Source organism: Dietzia lutea (assembly GCF_003096075.1).
Taxonomy (GTDB): Bacteria; Actinomycetota; Actinomycetes; order Mycobacteriales; family Mycobacteriaceae; genus Dietzia; species Dietzia lutea.
In genome coordinates, this window is sequence record NZ_CP015449.1 from 3,033,456 (window position 1) to 3,052,149 (window position 18,694).

The 18,694-nt window shown below is 64.7% G+C and carries 9 protein-coding genes and 7 pseudogenes; 10 read left to right on the plus strand and 6 right to left on the minus strand.

Annotated features, from left to right (window positions below; genetic code table 11):
* The first annotated feature begins 59 nt into the window (after positions 1-59).
* The 3 genes and pseudogenes from A6035_RS13910 to A6035_RS13925 form a co-directional block, all read left to right on the plus strand.
* Positions 60-1,004 carry a formylglycine-generating enzyme family protein gene (locus tag A6035_RS13910; protein ID WP_108848336.1) on the plus strand — a complete coding sequence of 315 codons (945 nt, stop codon included), beginning with the start codon at positions 60-62 and terminating at the stop codon, positions 1,002-1,004.
* A 313-nt stretch (positions 1,005-1,317) separates the two neighbouring features.
* A pseudogene (locus A6035_RS18810) lies at positions 1,318-1,651 on the plus strand (transposase); the annotation flags it as partial.
* Between the two features lie 633 nt (positions 1,652-2,284).
* Positions 2,285-2,962 (plus strand): annotated as a pseudogene (locus A6035_RS13925) (IS1634 family transposase); the annotation flags it as partial.
* 33 nt (positions 2,963-2,995) lie between these two features.
* Here the strand turns inward: A6035_RS13925 and A6035_RS13930 are convergent.
* Positions 2,996-4,340: pseudogene (locus tag A6035_RS13930) on the minus strand (IS256 family transposase).
* Positions 4,341-4,401: 61 nt separating this feature from the next.
* Between A6035_RS13930 and A6035_RS13935 the strand changes: the two are divergent.
* The 5 genes and pseudogenes from A6035_RS13935 to A6035_RS19190 all read left to right on the plus strand — a co-directional run.
* A pseudogene (locus tag A6035_RS13935) lies at positions 4,402-5,246 on the plus strand (IS1634 family transposase); the annotation flags it as partial.
* 292 nt (positions 5,247-5,538) lie between these two features.
* The gene (locus tag A6035_RS13940; RefSeq protein ID WP_162534007.1) at positions 5,539-6,789 is read left to right on the plus strand and encodes a cytochrome P450; all 1,251 of its coding nucleotides are present in this window, start codon (positions 5,539-5,541) and stop codon (positions 6,787-6,789) included.
* Positions 6,779-8,227: an FAD-dependent oxidoreductase gene (locus A6035_RS13945; protein WP_235026596.1), complete on the plus strand. Its 1,449-nt coding sequence runs from the start codon at positions 6,779-6,781 to the stop codon at positions 8,225-8,227. The genes A6035_RS13940 and A6035_RS13945 overlap by 11 nt, the downstream gene beginning before the upstream one ends.
* 118 nt (positions 8,228-8,345) lie before the next feature.
* Positions 8,346-8,771, plus strand: a complete 426-nt coding sequence (locus A6035_RS13950) for a nuclear transport factor 2 family protein (protein WP_108848340.1) — start codon at positions 8,346-8,348, stop codon at positions 8,769-8,771.
* Between the two features lie 143 nt (positions 8,772-8,914).
* Positions 8,915-9,160, plus strand: coding sequence for an ATP-binding protein (locus tag A6035_RS19190; RefSeq protein ID WP_268817646.1), 246 nt, complete (start codon positions 8,915-8,917; stop codon positions 9,158-9,160).
* A 62-nt stretch (positions 9,161-9,222) separates the two neighbouring features.
* Here the strand turns inward: A6035_RS19190 and A6035_RS18290 are convergent, their stop codons facing one another.
* Complete coding sequence (locus A6035_RS18290) at positions 9,223-9,513, minus strand: hypothetical protein (RefSeq protein WP_159149329.1); 291 nt, start codon at positions 9,511-9,513, stop codon at positions 9,223-9,225.
* Positions 9,514-10,024: 511 nt separating this feature from the next.
* Between A6035_RS18290 and A6035_RS13960 the strand changes: the two are divergent.
* Positions 10,025-11,149: pseudogene (locus A6035_RS13960) on the plus strand (IS256 family transposase).
* A 483-nt stretch (positions 11,150-11,632) separates the two neighbouring features.
* Here the strand turns inward: A6035_RS13960 and A6035_RS13965 are convergent.
* Both A6035_RS13965 and A6035_RS13970 read right to left on the minus strand, forming a co-directional pair.
* A complete protein-coding gene (locus A6035_RS13965; protein WP_108848342.1) occupies positions 11,633-14,035 on the minus strand; it encodes an arylsulfatase in 2,403 nt (800 codons plus the stop codon).
* Positions 14,036-14,568: 533 nt separating this feature from the next.
* Positions 14,569-15,492 carry an aldo/keto reductase gene (locus tag A6035_RS13970; RefSeq protein WP_108848344.1) on the minus strand — a complete coding sequence of 308 codons (924 nt, stop codon included), beginning with the start codon at positions 15,490-15,492 and terminating at the stop codon, positions 14,569-14,571.
* A gap of 1,021 nt (positions 15,493-16,513) precedes the next feature.
* Between A6035_RS13970 and A6035_RS13975 the strand changes: the two genes are divergently transcribed.
* Entirely contained in the window at positions 16,514-17,476 is a 963-nt protein-coding gene (locus A6035_RS13975) for a PDR/VanB family oxidoreductase (RefSeq protein ID WP_108848346.1), read from the plus strand.
* Between the two features lie 240 nt (positions 17,477-17,716).
* Here A6035_RS13975 and A6035_RS19435 read toward each other — a convergent pair.
* Together A6035_RS19435 and A6035_RS18815 are read right to left on the minus strand one after the other, a co-directional pair.
* Positions 17,717-17,953: pseudogene (locus A6035_RS19435) on the minus strand (transposase); the annotation flags it as partial.
* Between the two features lie 44 nt (positions 17,954-17,997).
* Positions 17,998-18,680: pseudogene (locus tag A6035_RS18815) on the minus strand (integrase core domain-containing protein); the annotation flags it as partial.
* Positions 18,681-18,694: the final 14 nt, after the last annotated feature.

Sequence of the window (18,694 nt, forward strand, 5' to 3'; positions counted from 1 at the left end):
CCCGCGAATAGCGGTAGAGAATCTCGCCCAGTCCTATGGAGAGCCAGTACAATAGAGGTATGGTTGATCAGCCCTGTTGCGCTCCGAGCGCGGACCCGGCACCTGGTGCCAAGAATGAGCACCCCGCCTCGTCATCTGCTTCGCGACGCAGTACCCGTGGCCAAGTGCGTATTTCCGGAGGCGAGTTCCGGATGGGCGATTCTTTTGACGAGGGATACGCCGCGGACGGCGAGACCCCCGTCCACCGAGTCAGCATAGCGGATTTCCTGATGGATTCAACCGCCGTATCCAATTCGCAATTCGCAACGTTCGTCAAGGACAGCGGTTACGTCACAGAGGCGGAGAAGTTAGGTGTTTCAGCGGTCTTCCATCTTGCCTTCCATGGCAGGCCGGCCGACGTGCTAAACCGGGTAACCGGTGTGCCGTGGTGGTTGGCAGTGCGAGGGGCGTGTTGGCGTCGCCCGGAAGGGCCGGGATCAGATATTTCCGGCCGCCAAAACCACCCCGTCGTGCATGTCACCTGGCGGGACGCGATGGCATATTGCGCGTGGGCCGGAAAGCGATTACCCACTGAGGCGGAATGGGAATACGCTGCCCGCGGCGGTTTGCGAGACGCCCGGTTCCCGTGGGGCGACGAGCTCACTCCTCGGGGTAAGTGGCGGTGCAACATCTGGCAAGGGACCTTCCCGCAACACAATACGGTCGAGGATGGCCACCTCACCACAGCGCCGGTCAAGACGTTCCGCCCCAATGGATACGGCTTATACCAGATGGTCGGGAACGTATGGGAGTGGTGCGCAGACTGGTTTGATCCGTCGTATTATCAGAACTCGCCTACCGACAATCCACGAGGCCCTGAGACGGGGCAGGCGCGCGTGATGCGGGGCGGCTCCTACTTGTGCCACCATTCGTATTGCTATCGCTACCGAGCATCGGCCCGGTCCTCGAACACCCCTGATTCGGCATCGTCGAACATCGGCTTCCGCTGTGCCAACTCCGCTTAAATGCGCAGCATCCCGGGGAGGCCGAGGTAGCTCATGCCGGCAGTGCGCGCCCGACCCGGAAAGTGGTCGACGGCCCAGCTGCCACGCAGTGGCGCGCGAGCCGAGACTGGCGGATCAACTAAGCGCCCCCCCTTGGCTGTGATCTGACGGGACGGGTCTATCCATGTTCCGGTCTGCTGCGATGTGGTCTGTTGGTGATTTTCCGAGCTAATCCTCGAGCCGCCGAAGGAGGGTTTCGTGCGTAGGCGTGAGAATGCGGATGCCTTCCTGAGCTGGCAGGATACAACGTACTTAAGGACCGTTTCGCCCAGCCGCCCCGAGCGAGGAGCCCGCGCTGGCGGCGCAGGCCGCGTCCGAGTCTTCGGCCTGGGGCAGTATGTACCCGCCGACCGGGCCACCTGTACGTCCGCATGGGAACGATGCCCACCGTTCCTGCAGTTCCCGCCCACGCTGCGGCGGGTCACCTACACAACCAACTCGATCGAATCGCTGACCTTCCAGCTGCGCAAGGTCACCAGGAACCCCGGGCACTTTCCCACACTGAATCGACTGTCAAGCTACTGAGGCTGGCGATCCGCGACATCGAAGACCGCCGAGCCCACGAACGCGCAGCCGAAAAGGACGGGCCCGCCGGACAACGACGAGCCTGGAGCCCGTCCAGCACAATTCGACTCCCTGACGCCGCCGGGCAGATAGGACCACACGTGCCGCCGAGTACGGGCACGTGCCACCTAGATCTACCTGCGCTTGCCGGCGGTGACCTCTGAGTGCATCGTGATGGAGAACATGGAACCTCTGGCAAGTCCCAGTTCCCCCTCCCAGGAGCCACTTCGGTGTATCAGCACCCGGCAATCCGCAGATCCCCGCGAATCACCGGGGCGAGTCGGGCAGAATTCCCTGACGTTGATTTCGGCAGCGATCTGCTTCAGTTGGACGCCAGGCTCACGGCCCTGGCAACACGAACAACGTCGTCACGAAACTCCTCTGGCACGGCTTCGGCGCTGTGCGCACCATCTCCTGCAGCACCTCGCAGCCGCATCTATTAGATGCCATTTCTTGTGCGGCAGTTCCAGCTGCACGGGAACGCCCTCGGTTTCGCTATCTCGGCCGCCGCAGCTCCAGGTCATTCATCCACTCCGACGGGCTCCAACCAATCAACGCGGTCTGGCCTGAGTTGCACATGTTGACGGGAGTTTTCTCTTCGTGCAGGTGATCGTTGCTGGTAGTGGCGTCGGTGACTGCGGATTCTAGGCACTAATTCGGTGGTCTATCGTCGCGGTGTGAGCCCGTGGGTGCGGAAGGTCAGGACGGCGTCGGGTGCGACGGCGGTCCAGATCGCCGAGTCGGTTCATGGTCGGCGCCGCATCGTCGAGCACATCGGGTCCGCGCACACCGAGGGCGAGTTGGCGGCGTTGATCGCGGTGGCGAGGGGCAAGATCTCCGCTGGCCAACAGCCCCTAGACCTCGGGCTGGAGTCGGAGGCACAAGTGAGAGCCGGTGGGGATGCGGTGGTGCGCCGGCACTCCAGCGAGCTGCTGTGGCGCACGTTGACCAGCACTTTCGACGCTCTCGGCTTCGATGCCGTTGCCGATGAAACGTTCCAGGCGCTGGTGTGTGCGCGCTTGGTTGAGGCGACGAGCAAGCTGGATACGATCCGCGTCCTGGAGGACATCGGGATCGACCCTCCAGATCGCAACACGATCAACGCGAGTCTGGCTCGCTGCGTCGAGCGCGATTACCGCACCGTGCTGGCGACCGCCTGCTGGAAGCATGTCACCGCCGCCGGCGGCCCGGGCGCCGCCCTGGTGCTGTACGACCTGACCACGTTGTACTTCGAGGCCGAGAAGGAAGACAGCCTGCGCAAGGTCGGCATGAGCAAGGAACGCCGCGTCGACCCACAAATCACCGTCGGTCTGCTGGTGGCCCGCGACGGGTTCCCGCTGGATATTCACGTGTTCGGAGCCTGTCATGATTTCTGTGTATGCGGGTGGTCAGAGGTAGGGGTTGATGCGGTCTGGATAGGCTGCCGCCAGCTGGGCGAGGGCTTGCTTCCAGTTGGTGGTCACCTGGCCTTCGACGAGGCGGCCTGAGGCCCGTCGTTGCCCGGCGGGCTTGCCCTTCTCGGCGGCGCGTTCGCGGGCCCTTCGGTCTTCGATGTTGCAGATCGCCAGCCACATCAGCTTGACCGCCGATTCGGTGCTCGGGAAATGGCCGCGGTTCTTGGTGACCTTGCGCAGCTGGAAGTTCAGCGACTCGATCGAGTTGGTGGTGTAAATGACCCGCCGCAGCATTGGCGGGAACTGCAGGAACGGGGTGAATCGCTCCCACGCCGCGGTCCAGGTCGCCACGGTCTGCGGGTACTTGGCGCCCCAGTCGAAGGACTCGAACTCGGCCAGCGCCGCCAGCGCGGTCTCCTCGTTCGGGGCGGTGTAGATCTTCTCCAGCTCGGCGGCGACCTTCTTGCGATCGCCGTAGGAGACGAACCGCATCGAGGCCCGGATCAGGGGCACCACGGAAGGTCTGGACCATCGAGTCGGGCCAGGTCGCCTCGATCGCCTCCGGCAACCCCTGCAGGCCGTCGCAGCACACGATGAGCACGTCACGCACACCGCGATTGGCCAGGTCAGCGCACACGTGGGCCCAGAAAGAGGCGCCCTCGGTGTCTTGGACCCAGATCCCCAGCACGTGTTTGACGCCCTCGAGGTCGACGCCGACGGCGATGTAGGCCGAGCGGCCCACCACGCGGTGGTCTTGGCGGACCTTGATCCGGATGGCATCGAGGTAGATGACCGGGTAGAACTCCTCCAGCGGCCGGTTCTGCCACTCCAGGACGGCGTCGGCCACGGCGTCGGTGATCGCCGAGATCGTGCCCGCCGGCAGCTCCACGCCGATCGTCGTGGCCAGATGATGTTCGATCTCGCGGACGGTCATGCCGCCCGCGTAGAGGCTGATGATCATGTCGTCCAGTCCGTCCAGACGGCGCTGGCCCTTGCGGATCAGCCGCGGGGTGAACGTGCCCGCCCGATCCCGGGGAACGTCGATGGTGAACGAGCCGACCTCGGACTCGATCGTCTTCGAGGTGGTGCCGTTGCGGGCGTTCGGGCGCTTGGCCGGTGCCGGCTCACCTTTCTCGTAGCCCAGGTGGCCGGTCAGCTCCGCCTGCAGGCCCCGCTCCAGCGTGGTCTTGAGCAACGCCGGCAACAACCCGTCGGAGCCGGTGATCTCGACCTCGCCGGAGTCGATCTTGGCGAACAGCTCGTCCAGCGCTCCGCTGGCCTGAAGTTGCGCGACGAGCTCGTTACCCGTGGTCGATGAAGCGCCTCTTTCATCGGTCATGGTCATCTCTTGCTGCGTGTCCTTTCAGCACGGCTTACACAGAAAATTAAACACGCCCCGTGTTTTCGAGGGCAACAAGGCCGAGACCAAGACGCTGATCCCGGTGATCACCGCCTTCCAGCAGCGCCACCAGGTCAGCGACATGGTCGTCGTCGCTGACGCGGGCATGCTCTCGGCGGCGAACCTCAATGCCCTGGAGGATGCCGGGCTGTCGTTCATCGTCGGCTCTCGCACTTGAAAAGGCACCGAAGGAGCTCGAGGACCACTTCGGCCGCCGCGGCAACGCCATCGCTGATGGCGAGGTCGTGGAGTTGACCCGCCCGATGGGGGCAGGGTCGGGATCGGCGAGAGCGGCGCGTGGTGTGGCACTACAAGTGGGAACGCGCCCAGCGAGATCGGCGCACTCTGAACGCACAGATCGACCGTGCCCAGCGGGTTGCCGACCGGTCCGAACCGCTCAAGAAGCAGGGGTTCGTCAAAATCACCGGCCAAACCGTCGCCCTGGACGAGGCGCTCATCGAACGGGCACGTCAAGCGGCCGGCTACAAGGGGTATGTCACCAACATCGACCCGAAGATCATGGATGGCCACGCCGTCGTGGCGGCGTACCACGACCTGTGGAAGGTCGAGCAGTCCTTCCGCATGGCCAGGTCCGATCTCAAGGCACGGCCCGTCTTCCACCGCACGCGCGACTCAATCGAAGCGCACCTGACCATCGTCTTCGCCGCCCTCGCTGTGGCTCGCTACCTGCAGAATCGCACCGGAATGTCGATTAAGAAGATCGTGCGGGCCCTCCGCCGGATCCACACCGTCGTCATCGACGTCGACGGCCACGAACTCACCGCCCGCACCCCGCTCGACGACGACACCCAAGCCATCATCGAGACGCTAGGCGCCAGGCACTAAACGTGTGCAAGTCAGGTCTGGGTCCGGAGAAACGAGCATCCCCCGACGGAGCCAGGGCCGGACAATATGCTCGGCTCCCAAGTTGCGCGGTGGACTGGCTGCAGGCGGAGGGGCACTCAGACGAGTACGCACCCGCGCGAAACTGTGACCCTTGACACTTACGCGAACATGACTACAGTTAGTGCAACTAGATGTGGCCCAGACCACGCCGACCGACCCCAGACACCCGGGAGAGCTGATGTCACAGACCCAGCAGCCAGAATCTTGTCCGCACGCCCTAGGTGACGCTCACGTGCCGCAAGCCCTCACCTTGCCCCTCGAGGTCGGCGAGTGCCCGGTAGGTGGTTCTCGCGAGATGCTGGCCCTGCAATCCCGGACCCCAGTCGCACGCGCAGCGATGCCTGACGGGCAACCGGTATGGCTGGTGACCGGCTATGACGAGGTGCGGGCCGTTCTCGGCGACCGCCGGTTCAGCTCGGTGTCCAGCAAGCCCGGATACCCGACGGCCGGCGGCTTCGGTCTCGCGGGCAGCGTACTCAATCGAACCATGCAGCGTCACGATCCGCCCGAGCACACTCGGATGCGGCGAATGATCGCGCGTGAGTTCACGCCCGCGCGGGTAGCAGGGTTCCAACCCATCATCGACAAAGCCGTCGAAGATGTTCTCAAAGAGGTGTGCGCCTCTGGCGAGGACGTCATCGAATTTAAGAAGCAGATCGCGGAGGAGGTCCCCGCCAGGGTCACCGACGAGATCATGGGCATCCCCGAGGACGAGCGTGCGTTCTTCAAGGAGGCTGCAGCCGCACTCTTCAACGTGCACGACAGCGCTGAGCAGTACCTCGAGTCAGAGACCCGGGTGGCAGACTACATCCGCTCATTGATAACGACCGGCCGTGCGACGCCCGACGGACTCGTAAGCCGGTTGGCCAAAAACTACTCCGGATCCGAGCACGCCTCGGAAGACGAACTGGCGGCGTACATCATGCACCTGGTGGTCGCCGGTCACGAGACCACAACAAATCAGATGACCCTGGATATGTGGTCCCTGCTCAATACCGAGCCGCCGGAGGGTCGCAGCCTCGATTCGCTGACGCGGGCCGAGTGGTTGGACGTGATCGACGAACTGATGCGGTTCCACGCGATCGTACGCGGCGGCCCTCGCCGGGTCGCGGTCGAGGACATCACGGTCGGAGACGTGACCATTAAGGCCGGCGAAGGTGTCCTTACCTCCATCTGGACGGCTAACCACGACCCGTCGGCCTTCGACGACCCTGAGTCGTGGAGCTGGTCTCGAGACGAGCGCCAGCCGGAACACCTCGGCTTCGGACACGGCCTTCACCAGTGCCTCGGCCAGTACCTCGCCCGCGAGGAGCTCGCCACGGTGTTCACTGAGTTCTTCGGACGTTTCCCCGCGGCAACCTTGAGCGAGGGCGAAGGCGCTGCCGTCTTCGGATCGGATTCCACCAACTACGGGATGCACTCGTTGCGGGTACAGCTCAATCGGTCGAAGCGGAACGAGGACTCTCAGGAGCATGGACACTGACATGACTGAGGACATGATCGACGTACTCGTCATCGGGTCCGGCGCCGCTGGCCTGGCAGCGGCGATCTCGGCCGTGGAGGCAGGGGCGCGTAGCGTCGTCGTCGCGGAGTCAGAGGCTGTCGTCGGGGGATCATCCCGTCTCTCTGGCGGTCTCGTCATGGGCGCTGGTTCCCGCTTTCAGAAGGCGGCGGGAATTGATGACTCCGCTGACTTGATGTTCGCCGATTACATGGCCCTCAACTACTGGGACGTGGACCCGGGTCCGGTGCGTCGCCTGGCGGAACGCTCGGGCGCCACCGTCGACTGGGTCGCCGATCTGGGGGTGCGCTTCTTTGATGACCTGGTCTTCGGAGGCGGCGAGAGCCAACCCCGCGTTCACGTGCCGGACGGAGGGGGCCAGCACGTCATCGATGTCCTGCTAAGCACGTGCCGTCGGTCTGATTCGATAGACATTGCGCTCGGCCTCCGCGTCGACCGGCTCCTCGTCGAGAACCGACGCGTGGTCGGGGCAGCCATCGCTGATGACGAGATTCGAGCCGGAGCAGTTGTCGTGGCGACTGGCGGCTTTGGAGCAAATGAGGCGTTGCTCGCGCAGCACTTCCCTTCCGCCGGCAAGGTCCCGGGTGCGTGGTACATCGGCGCTGACGGATCACGGGGCGACGCGATCGAATGGGCGTCCGACGTCACGGCCCAGATGGCCGGCGACAATCGGGGGTTACGGTTGCTTGACCCTGGATTCGTTCGCGAACTGGAGGCGTTCTTGCCCGGGTGGCTCCTCATGGTCGATTCGACTGGGCGCCGTTTCGCCAGTGAAATCTCGCCTTACGGAATACTCGACCGCCTGATGGAAGACCGAGGCGACCGGGCCTGGATGCTGTTCGACAGCAGCAAGCTGGAGCCTGCTGCGGGGCCGACCCGGTACAAGCATCAGCTGCCTGGGTGGAAGAACCGTAGGAGCACCAACTGGGGTTCGGACATGCTGCAGGAACAGGTCGGCGCGGGTCGCGTCATGACAGCAGACACCGTGGAGGAACTGGCTCAGCGCCTGGGCCTGCCGGCCCCCGAGCTGGCGGGAACCGTCCGCCGCTACAACGAGTTCGCTCGCAACGGCGAGGACATCGACTACGAGAAGTCAGCCGAGTTCCTCGACGCACTGGACACTCCGCCGTTCTGCGCAGTGGAAGTCCGTCCACGCACGGTGTGTTGGACCGGATACGGCGTGCGTATCGATCGGGATGCCCGGGTGCTCGACCAAACCGGCGGGGTCGTGCCCGGTCTATACGCGGCTGGGGAGGTCACCGGCGGAGTCCTAGGCCGAACGTACGTAGGCAGCGGTAACGCATATGCCAACTGCCTAGTGTTCGGTCGGGTGGCGGGAGCTTCTGCAGCAGCGCTTTCGCTGACCGACGAGGTCGGTGCCGCGCGACCCCAGAGCTGACGGGGGCTAACGCCCGCGCAGTAGTTTCGCAGTGTCGGGCACCGCCCACCACATCGACCTACGCACGAGCGCGACGGGCGACCGGCGGCACCACCTTCCACGCCACGACAGGAAACCTATGAACTCTCTTCACCACCGTGCGCATGAGCTCGCAAGCACCTACGCCGAGGCGGTCAACCTCCGCGAGCCGCAGGTCTGGGCGGCGTGCTGGCACGACGCCGCCACCTGGCAGCTGGCCGATGGACGGATGCTGCGCGGCATCGACGAGATCACCCGCACCTGGCACGACGCCATGGGACATCATCGGATGGTCTTCCAGGCCCTGGCTCACGGAACCGTCCGGGAGATCGAGGGCCGTCTGACCGGCCTCTGGCACTTCACCGAGTACGCCTGGCGCGCCGATGCCGGGACGGGAGCCCTGCTACTGGCCCATTACGAGGACGAGTACGTCGAGGACGAGGACGGAGCACTGCGCTTCTCCCACCGTAGGCTCGTCCGGCACTACCACGGTTCGCCACAGCTGACTGACGCCCCGCTCCTCTGAGCCCTCTCCGCACTCTTAGCGGGAGGTATCATCGTTTCACGGACTCAATCGCGAACGCGTCCGGGGAGTACGCTAATCCGGTTGGATCGATGCAGGTTGGCTCCCGCCGGTGACTGCTGTGGTCCCCCGGTGTCAACGGGTCGATGCTGACGGCCGTTGGTTCCGAAGGAAATCGACTTCGCGTTCCAACCGGCACCGGCAACGACGCCAGGCGCCTAAAGGACCTCGCCGCGATGGAGTTCGTCGAACGCAAAGCCGACACCGCCGTGCTCGGCCCGCCCGGGGTAGTAAAGCCCCACATCGCCGTGGCGCTGTCGATGATCGCCTGCCGGGCTGGTCACTCGATCCACTACGCTGTCAAACCCCCGGGTTTTGTAGAGGGTAGTTGACCTGGCGTCGACGAGGTCGTCGACGGGCTGTGGTCGTGATTCGACGCTGCGAGCTGAGCTTCCTATTCGGCGGGTGGTACGTAGCCGATCTCGCCGCTGATCCGGTGGTGGTTGTATCCAGGGTCTTGTGGTGCGGCAGCCCGGAGAGCTAAAGCGCGTTGCGGAACCGGCCAGATTCCCGGTCGGTAACCTCTTCCTCGAGTGGCCGGTTCAAGAAGTACAGGTAACCAACCCAGTCGCGACTGCTCGGCACGGGTGGCGACGTCAGTGGCGCTGGCGGCCATGTGCGGCAGCTTGGGCAGCTTGGGGCGCTGCGCGACCGCGGTGATGCGGCTGATGACGAACTCGCTCACGAGGCCCCACCGCCACCAGCTCGTAGGACGCCAACGGCCGGCGGATATCGGATACCGGCTCGATCGAGGCCAGATACTGCGCCAGCGCCGACGATGACCCCGCCGGTCGAGCCGTGCCGAAGGCGTTTCCCAAGGAGTTCGCGCGGGCGCGATGCGGGTTTCCGCGACTCCGACGCGTCTGTGGCACGGGTTGCGAAGGACTTCGCCCATCTCGCCGTCGTGCTTCAAGCGCTGGCTAAACATGGACGACAAGAAGCCAGCCGAGCCGTCGCCAGCTGCTCGGGCGGCCAACGAGTCGGACACCCTTTGTGGCAGACCCGGCTGCGCGCGGTGGCGGTCACGATGGCACGGGAGGCGATCGGCGTGGACGCCCCGGCCTATCCCCATCAATGCCCCATAGAGGGTGAAACTCCGTGGCTGAGATCGCAAGTAACGCCCGCGTCGTTTACGGGTGTAGAGCGGCCTCCGCGTGATCCTTCGAGTCAACCGTCTAAGGAACTCTCGAGGAGTCATCGCGACGCACACCATACTGTCGACTCCCGCAGGCCTGCTTGACCAAGCCCTCGCCGACGCATACCCGGAACCGATGCGTGAGCTGACGCAGACCATGATCAACGCCCTGCTCTCAATGGCCACACCCGTCGGCACCGTCGCCGTCCCGAAGCTTCGCTCGGGCAGCTATTTTCCGGAGTGGTTGTTCGAGCGCCGCAAGCGAGCCGAGTCCGCGCCGATCACTGTCATTGCCGATTGCTACCTGGCCGGCGTGTCCACCCAGCGGATGGCCAAGCTGGTCAAGATCCTGGGCATCGACTCGCTGTCCAAGTCCCAGGACTCACGCATAGCCCGAAATCTCGACGAGCAGGTCGCCGCGTTCCGCCACCGGCGCCTGGACGAGGCCGGGCCGTTCACCTTCGTCACCGCCGACGCGTTGTCTATCAGGGTCCGAGAGAACAAGCAGGTCATCAAGGCCTCGGTCCTGCTGGCCGACGGGGTCAACAGCGACGGTCACCGCGAAGTCCTCGGCACGCAGGTAACCACCAGCGGGACCAAGGCCCCGTGGAACACCTTCTGCGCCGACCTGGTCGCCAACGGCTTGGGCAGGGTGCGGCTGGTGACCTCCGACGCCCACGCCAGGCTGGTCGAGGCAATCGGTGCGAACCCGCCCGGGGTGGGGTGGCAACGCTGCTACACCCACTACGCCGCGAACCCGATGTCCGTGTGCCCCAAGTCCATGTGGCCGGCTGTGAAGGCAACGCTGCATAGCGTGTACGACCAGCCCACCGCCACGCCGGTCTACGAGTAGTTCGACCGGCTGTTGGAGTACACCGACCGGCGACTGCCTGAGGTTGCCGAGCACCTCGGCAACGTGACGCCCGATCTGTTCCAACAATCTCACGGAACGGCTCTACCGGGAGATTCGCCGCTGTGCCGACGTCGTGGAGATTTCCCCAATCGCGACGCCATCGTCCGCCTCATCGGCGCAGTGCTGCCAGAGCAGACCGACGAACGGGCCGAGGGCCGCCGCTACCTCGGCCTCACGGTCCTCAGCCGATGCCAACTCACCCTGACCAACAAATCCGACACAAGCGCACAGGCGGAGGTAGTCGGCGACGAACCGACGCAACTTCCCGCCTGACCACCAGCGACGGGTCAGAAACGAGCTACGCCACTACTAGGGACTTGCCCCTACTCCCCTACAGGCCGCGATCAGCGATCTACACACCGCGGCCGTGACACCAACGCCCACAGGCGGGCGGGCTCGCGGCATCGAGAGGGGTGGTTGTCTCTATCTCCCCCGACACAGTGGGATGGACTATGTCGCCTGACATCAGCTACTGCTGCCCGGTCAATCGCGTCGGCCAATTCCGGAGACGATGCCGCTGCATGACGTTCGAGTGACGACCGTCTCGTCGCAGTTCCCCGACCGGGCGGCATCGCGAACAGGCGCGCTATCCCGGTGCCGCGGAGAGAAGGCGGCAGGTTCGTAATGCGCCGGCACCACGTGACCTGCCAGCCGAGTCCTGCCGCCCTCCGGACACGTCCATACCGTCCGCGCAAGAACGGCTGCCCGAATCACCACAGTAGACGCAATGTCAGCCGTGGTCAGCCAGCAGCCTGATCACTCGAGGGCCAGGCCCATCTCGATCGCCTTGGCGATCCGCTTCTCTCGAGCATTGGGGACCTCCTCGCCAGGGACCCACCTCGCCTTGTGCATGGTTCCGGTGAACGGGAAGGACCCGTGCTTCTCGAACAGCTCCCACGACACCGGCGAGCGACGGTTCACGCCTACGTCGACCCCCTGGAAGGGGAGCCAACCGGCGAAAGCCGGAAACTCGTCGCTCTGAGCCTTGGCCTCTCCGTCCAGCCGTAGAGTGACGTCCCACCGCCCGTTCCCGGAGTTGTGTACGTCCACCTCGAGCTGGTGTTCCCCCGCCGCGATGTCGACTGCGGGCAGACGGAGCATGCGACCGAAGGCGTTCTGCACAAAGTGGAGTTTCCCGTCCTCAACGTAGACGAGATATCCCCCCTCTTGGCCGCCATGAGCGAACAGCACCCCCTGATCGCTCTCCGCCAGTTGGAATGAAACCTCGACGATGAAGCTACGTTGATCAATGAGGTAACTCGATCGGTAGCGTTCCAGCGTGGGCGTCCCGGTCGCGATCGTGACGGGCAGAGAGAGAGACTCCACATCGGCCGGGCGTCTGAGGTGAGCCAGGCCCGTGCCCTCGTTCATCGGAAAAACCTGGTTACGCCACGCGGCCTCGTCCCACGCCGCCTTCAGCTCCTCGACCACGTCCGGGAACTGGTCGGCGACATCAACGCATTGGGTGGGGTCGTTCTCGGTGTCGTAGAGCTCCCACTTGTCTTCGCTCAACGGCTTCAAGCCCGTACGCTCCGGGCGGCTCCGAAACGGGCCCACTGGTTCGCGATTGGTGACGGCTTCCCACTTGCCGCGACGGTAGGCCCTGTTCCCGTTGCATTCGTAGAACTGGTCACCGTGCGTGCCCTCCGCGGCCGCGTCCCTGATCGTGGGAACGAAACTGACGCCATCCAACGGAGCGGAAACAAGCCCGTGACGATGCGTTGGAGCCTGCACGCCGACGAGTTCTAGGATAGTGGGCACAACGCCGGTGACGTGCGTGTATTGACTGCGCACCGAACTACCCGCCGGCCGCTTGAGGCCCTTCGGCCACGACATCACCATCGGGATCTGGTGCCCCCCGCGGTGTGTGGAGATCTTGTATAGCCGGAACGGCGTGTTGCACGCCATCGCCCAGCCGCGAGGATAGTGCGGCCACGTCCGGGGACCGCCGATGAGATCCTGCTCGTAGGCCAGCCAGTCCTCGTCACGGCCGGCGCCATCAGTCTGGGACGTGCGGAAGTACGCAGTGGTTCCCGCGTCATGACCTTCACGTGACGCCCCGTTGTCACTGAGGAACAGGAAGATCGTATTGTCCCACTCGCCCATTTCTTCGAGAGTCTGACGCAGACGGCCCGTGCTCTCATCGATGGATTCGACCATGGCCGCGTAGATCTCCATGTACCGGGCGAAGAGCAACTGCTCGCGCTCGCTCAGCTCGTCCCACGCGCGAACGTCCTGCTCGTCCTCGTAGTTGCGCGGCGGTAACTGTGTGCCGGGGGGCATCACCCCCAGCTCTTCCTGACGTGCGAGCCGCTCTTCACGGATTCGGTCCCAGCCCGCCTCATACTTTCCACGGTGCCGCAGCAGGTCTTCCCGCTTCGCGTGCAGCGGCGCGTGGACGGCCCCGTGGGCGTAATACATGAAGAAGGGCTTGTCCGGCCGGGCCGCCTTCGACTCGCGGATCATACGGATCGCGCGATCGGTGAGGTCGTCGGTCAGGTAGTAGTCCTCGGGGTACTCGTCCACGTCCACCACGCTGTTTCCCTCCACCAGACGGTGGGGGTGGTGGAAATTGGTCAAGGCTTCGAGAAATCCGTAGTACTGGTCAAAGCCCCGCTGGAGCGGCCAGGACCGTCGGTCTCCCGCTTCGGACAGGTCGGTGTCCTTAGTGAGGTGCCACTTGCCGACCATCATCGTCGCGTACCCGTTTTCGCGAAGCATTTCGGCCAGCGTGCTCTGATGATCGGGCAGTTCCGATGCGTATCCGGGGAAACCCGGGTCGATGTTGCTCACCATCCCGACGCCGGCAGCGTGCGCGTTCTTTCCGGTCAACAGTGCCGCTCGGGTCGGCGAGCACAGGGGCGAGACGTGAAAGTCAGTGTATTGGACCCCCTCCCGGCTCACCCGATCAAGGTGTGGCGTCGGAATCTCCGACCCGAAGCAACCGATGTCCGAGTAGCCCACATCGTCGGCCAGCATGATCACGACGTTCGGCGCCCCCGCCGGAGCTTCGGGCCGACTCGGCCACCACGGTGTGGAAGCGGCGAAAGTTCTTCCGACAGTGCCCTCGAAACCCTCATAGCTTCCTCGCGCACCGGAGCCTCCGTTGTCCGGGCGGGGGGCAGCGGGCGCGGATGCCGCGGTGTTGATGTCTACCATGCAATGGCCTCCAGTCGAGTGCGAGGGTGACACACCGGTGGGCCACCTCTTTATAGATCCACTGTATTGAAACTCACATACTTTAGTACGTCAAGACTATGTAGCCACCCCTGACAGGCCGACTTCCGCACGTCGTAGCCGCCCACTGCCCCCCGCGTAGGAGGAGGAAGCGCGCCTCATGCCCTTCGACGCGGCGAGTCACCTGCCGCCTGGAGCGCAGACATCCCGAGTGTGACGGTGATGCCATGGTCGGCGAGACCGCACGGCCAGCCGGCCACAGACGGACCGGCTGGCCGAGAGGCCGTTGAACGGCAAGGCGATGCACACCCGATGGCGCGGATTCCAGGTAGCCGATGACGATAACGCGACCCTCGCCGACACGAAGTTCGGAACCGCGGCACCGCCAGGGTGACGAGCCGGCCTCCCTGTCATCGAGTACAGAAGTGACGTCCCATATGGGAGCCGCGCCCGCCCAGGACTGCTGCGCCTGGTTGGTCATCGCCAGCACGTCCGCCCGGGACGTGCAGCGTCGCTTAGAGCGTGGCGTCGACCTCGGATAATTGCTCGTCCGTCAGTCGCCACGATGCGGCCGCGACGTTGGACTCCACTTGGCGCACCGACGTCGCGCCTGCGAGTACCGAAATTACCGCCGGCTGGCTTGCGATCCAGCCGAGCGCCAGGTCGACGATCGATCGGTCGTAGCGCGCGGCCACTTCACTCAGCCGCTCGACTCGCGCCAGGCGCTCCGGAGTGGCGATGTCGGAGAAGTAGCTCCAGTTGGCCGCCCGCGAGTCCGCCGGCGGCGGGGCGTCCGCCCGGTACTTGCCCGTCAGTACACCCGAGGCCAGAGGGAAGAAGGGCACGATGCCCAAGCCGAGCTCCTGGGCGGTCGGGACATCCTCTTGCTCTACCCCGCGCTCGAGCAAATTCCACTGGACCTGGCTGGCCACGAACCGCGGCAAGTCGGCGTCGGTGGCCACCTCGATCGCCTCCCGCACTTGGCCACTGGAGAAGTTCGAGCACGCGACATGACGCACCTTGCCCTGCTGCACTAGCTCGTCAAGCGCTCGCAGTGTCTCCTCGATCGCGGTCGATTCGTCCGGGAAGTGGACGTAGAAAAGGTCAATCCGATCTGTGCCGAGTCTCTCGAGGCTGGCCTCGCACGAGTCGCGCACAACCTGCGCCGAGGTGCCCCCACCGTCGGGCGCGTTCTTCATTCCGAATTTTGTGGCTATGACTGCCTCGTCACGACGAGACCCTAGGGCCCGCCCGAGGAGGCGCTCCGAGGCCCCTGCCCAGTAGCTGTTCGCCGTGTCGAAGTGCGTGATGCCGGAGTCAAGTGCGGCTCGAGTCACCTCAGTTGCGCCATCCTGGTCGAGTCGTGGGCCGAAATTATTGCAACCCAGCGCCAGTACCGAGACTTCGAGGTCGGTGGCCGGGAATAGTCGCATCTCCATGAGTAGGTCCTTTCGTCGTCCCGACACGCCGCCGGGAACACGGGTCGTTTAGGTCAATGGCCCGGTGCGCCCCGGGGCTCCATCGATTTCGTGGGAGGGGCCGCACCCTCCGCGGGCGAGGCCCTCCGGGGAGAGCGCCACATCTCGGCCGCGCCGGGGCCGGTACACTGCTCCGATACGGTCTCAGTGAAGTGCTCCAGCGGCACCAGTTCGTCGCCACCCGGTCGTCGTGCGGGGCCGCGTACCCCCGTCGCCACGGTCCCAGCCAGAACCGGCGGAAACGTGGCACGACATCACGTCGAGGTCCAGACGCGGCTCACGATGACTGGCCACCCTTCCCCTCGTAGTGGCGAGCCGGAAGCGAACGCTACAGGGGGCAACACGCATAGACCGGGTGTTGGCCCACGTGGCCAGGCCGGGCACGCTCGCGCACCGAGTGATGAGCGGGGTGCTCTCGACGCGGTCGTCCACGATGCCGAAGAGGACCTGCTCATGATCCATGACTCGTCGACTACCGCCTGCAACGCTCACGCCGCCTCCATTCCTGGGTGTGTCCGCCAACACTAAACAGTTACTAGAGGATGTCAATACTTAGATGGCCGGAGGAGCGCGAGAAGCTCTTGACCGATCGACTCTTTAGTGTACCTTGACTAAAGTAAGTACGAGGAGGTGCTCAAATGGGCGCAGGGCGATCATGTGACGATAGGCCCCGGAGCTTGGCAGGCCGCCTCCGCCGCGGTCGTGCGCCCTCGCGACACCATCGGGCCATCCGGGCCGTCAACGCTTACGGCGAAGGGCCCGCCGCGGCGTGCTCGGTTCGCACGCCGCCGGGCGCGCTCGGCCCGGTGCGAGCAGCTGTTCAGCCCCCGGGCCATAACCTCGTCGGTACTACGGACGGGAACCCACGAGACATCGGAGGCGAACGAGTCCTCGGGTTGCCCGCCGAGCCGCGCATCGGCAAAGACCGCCCCTTCACCTACACACGCCGCGACTGATCTCTGGCCACAAAGAGGAGGAACGAATGATCCGCACCCATGATGAGGTCGAGCTCGACACAGTCGTGCGCTCGAAGGAGGTGCTCACAGACGGGGTGGTCTCACTTCTGCTCGTGCGCGCCGATGGCGAGAGCATGCCCGCCTGGACCCCGGGGGCACACATCGATATCGAGCTCGCCGACGGCATCGTGCGGCAGTACTCGCTCTGCGGCGAACCCGATGATCTGTCCAGCTGGCGGATCGCCATCCTGCGCGAGCCCGAGTCCCGCGGCGGCTCTCGATTCATCCACGACGAGTTGAGCGCCGGCGACCGCGTACGCGTCAAGGGGCCACGAAACCACTTCGTACTCGAGACGTCCTGCCAGAGCATCCTGTTCATCGCCGGTGGGATCGGCATCACCCCGATCCGCACGATGGTCGAGGAGGCCTCGCGAGTCGGGCTCGACTGGAATCTCGTCTACGGTGGACGCAGTCGGTCGTCGATGGCGTTCGCCGACGAACTCGTCGAACGACATGGTGAGCGCGTGCGACTGCTTCCCCACGACGAAGCCGGACTGCTCCCCCTGGCCGAGCTCCTCTCCGACGTGGTGCCCGATCGACTGGTCTACTGCTGCGGCCCTGAGGCTCTCATCTCAGCGGTCGAGGACGGCGTGCGCCACTGGCCGGCCGGCACGCTCCGGATGGAACGTTTCAGCCCGCGCCAGGAGGAGATCGGCGAACAGACGTCGTTCGAGATCGAGATCGGCTCCACCGGCCAGATCGTCACCGTCGACGAAGACACCTCAGCCCTCGACGCTCTCCGAGAGGCCGGTTTCGACATCGACGTCTCGTGCACCGAAGGCGTCTGCGGGACCTGCGAGACAGGGGTGCTGAGCGGCATCCCCCTACACCTGGACTCCGTACTCACCGACGACGAACGGGAAGCAAACGATACTATGTTCCCATGCGTCTCTCGCGCGAAGAGTGAGCGACTCACGCTCAACCTGTGAAGCCCTCTCGATAGTGCCTCGTGTATTAAGCAGCTTGAGGCGCACCTGGGATCGTGAACAGCCGCTTGATTCGAAGGGTCAAAATGTCCTTCGCTACCTTGGGACACGATCGCGTCGGAGTCGCGGAAAACCCAGATCACGTCCTTGCGGAACTCCTTGGGAAACGCCTTCGGGACGGTACACATTCTTCCATCGTCGATACCCTTCGACGCAAATGTCACCTATCCGTGCAGCAGTCCCGACAGTGAACGAGCCGACCTCGGACTCGATGGTCTTCGAGAGGGGCCGTTTCGGGGCGTTCGCTTGGCCGGTGCCGGCTCACCCTTCTCGTAGCCCAGTTGGCCTGTCAGCTCCGACTGCAGACCCGCGTCAACGTGGTCTCGAGCTAGGCAGGCAGCGGCCCGTCCGAGCCGGTGATCTCATCCTCGCCGAATCGATCTTGGCGAACAACTCGTCCAGCGCTCCGCTGGCCTGAAGTGAGCGACGAGCTCATTGAACCGCCCCAGGTTTCCCGCCGCTCCCTATGTGCGTTGCAGCTCTCGGTTGAAAGCGGCGCAGTAGCTTTGCTCGAACTCGCCCGGCTGGACGTAGCCCAGGCTCGAGCGGAGCTGGCCCTTGTTGTACCACTCGACCCAGCCGGCGGTCGCGTACTCGATGTCGGCGAGCGACTTGTACGGCCCGTCGCGGAAGATCGACGAGCGGATACACTGGGCCGCCTTGTACAGCCCGTTGATCGTCTCTGGGCGCGTTGTCGTAGGGGTCGCCGACGCTGCCGTTCGATGGTTCCATCCCCTCGAGGGCGAGGCGTGCGGTGAACGCTACAGAGGTGTATTGGCTGTCCGCATCGCAGTGGCTGATCATTGACTTCGACTCGACGGGGGCCCTCGCGGTCGCGTTGTCATAGCGCAACCCGTAGCGGCGTCACCACCGGATCCGTGGCCATGGTGGTGTCTGCGTTCTAGGCGACGAGGCGCTGGGCGGAAACTCGGGCGGTGAACGCCATGTAGGTGAAGCCGGCCCACGTTCGGACGTAGGTGAAGCCAGCGCCCCACACACGGTCGGGGCGAACAGAGGTGAAGTCCCGGTCCAGCAGGTCCGGCTTTCGCACAGCGTCCGGAGCTGGAGCGGTCGTGTACACCTTTTTGGCCCTGGTCACATCGAATAGACCTAATATGCGTATCGCGCGGTCCACCGCCCCGGGACTCGCTGTGGTCATGT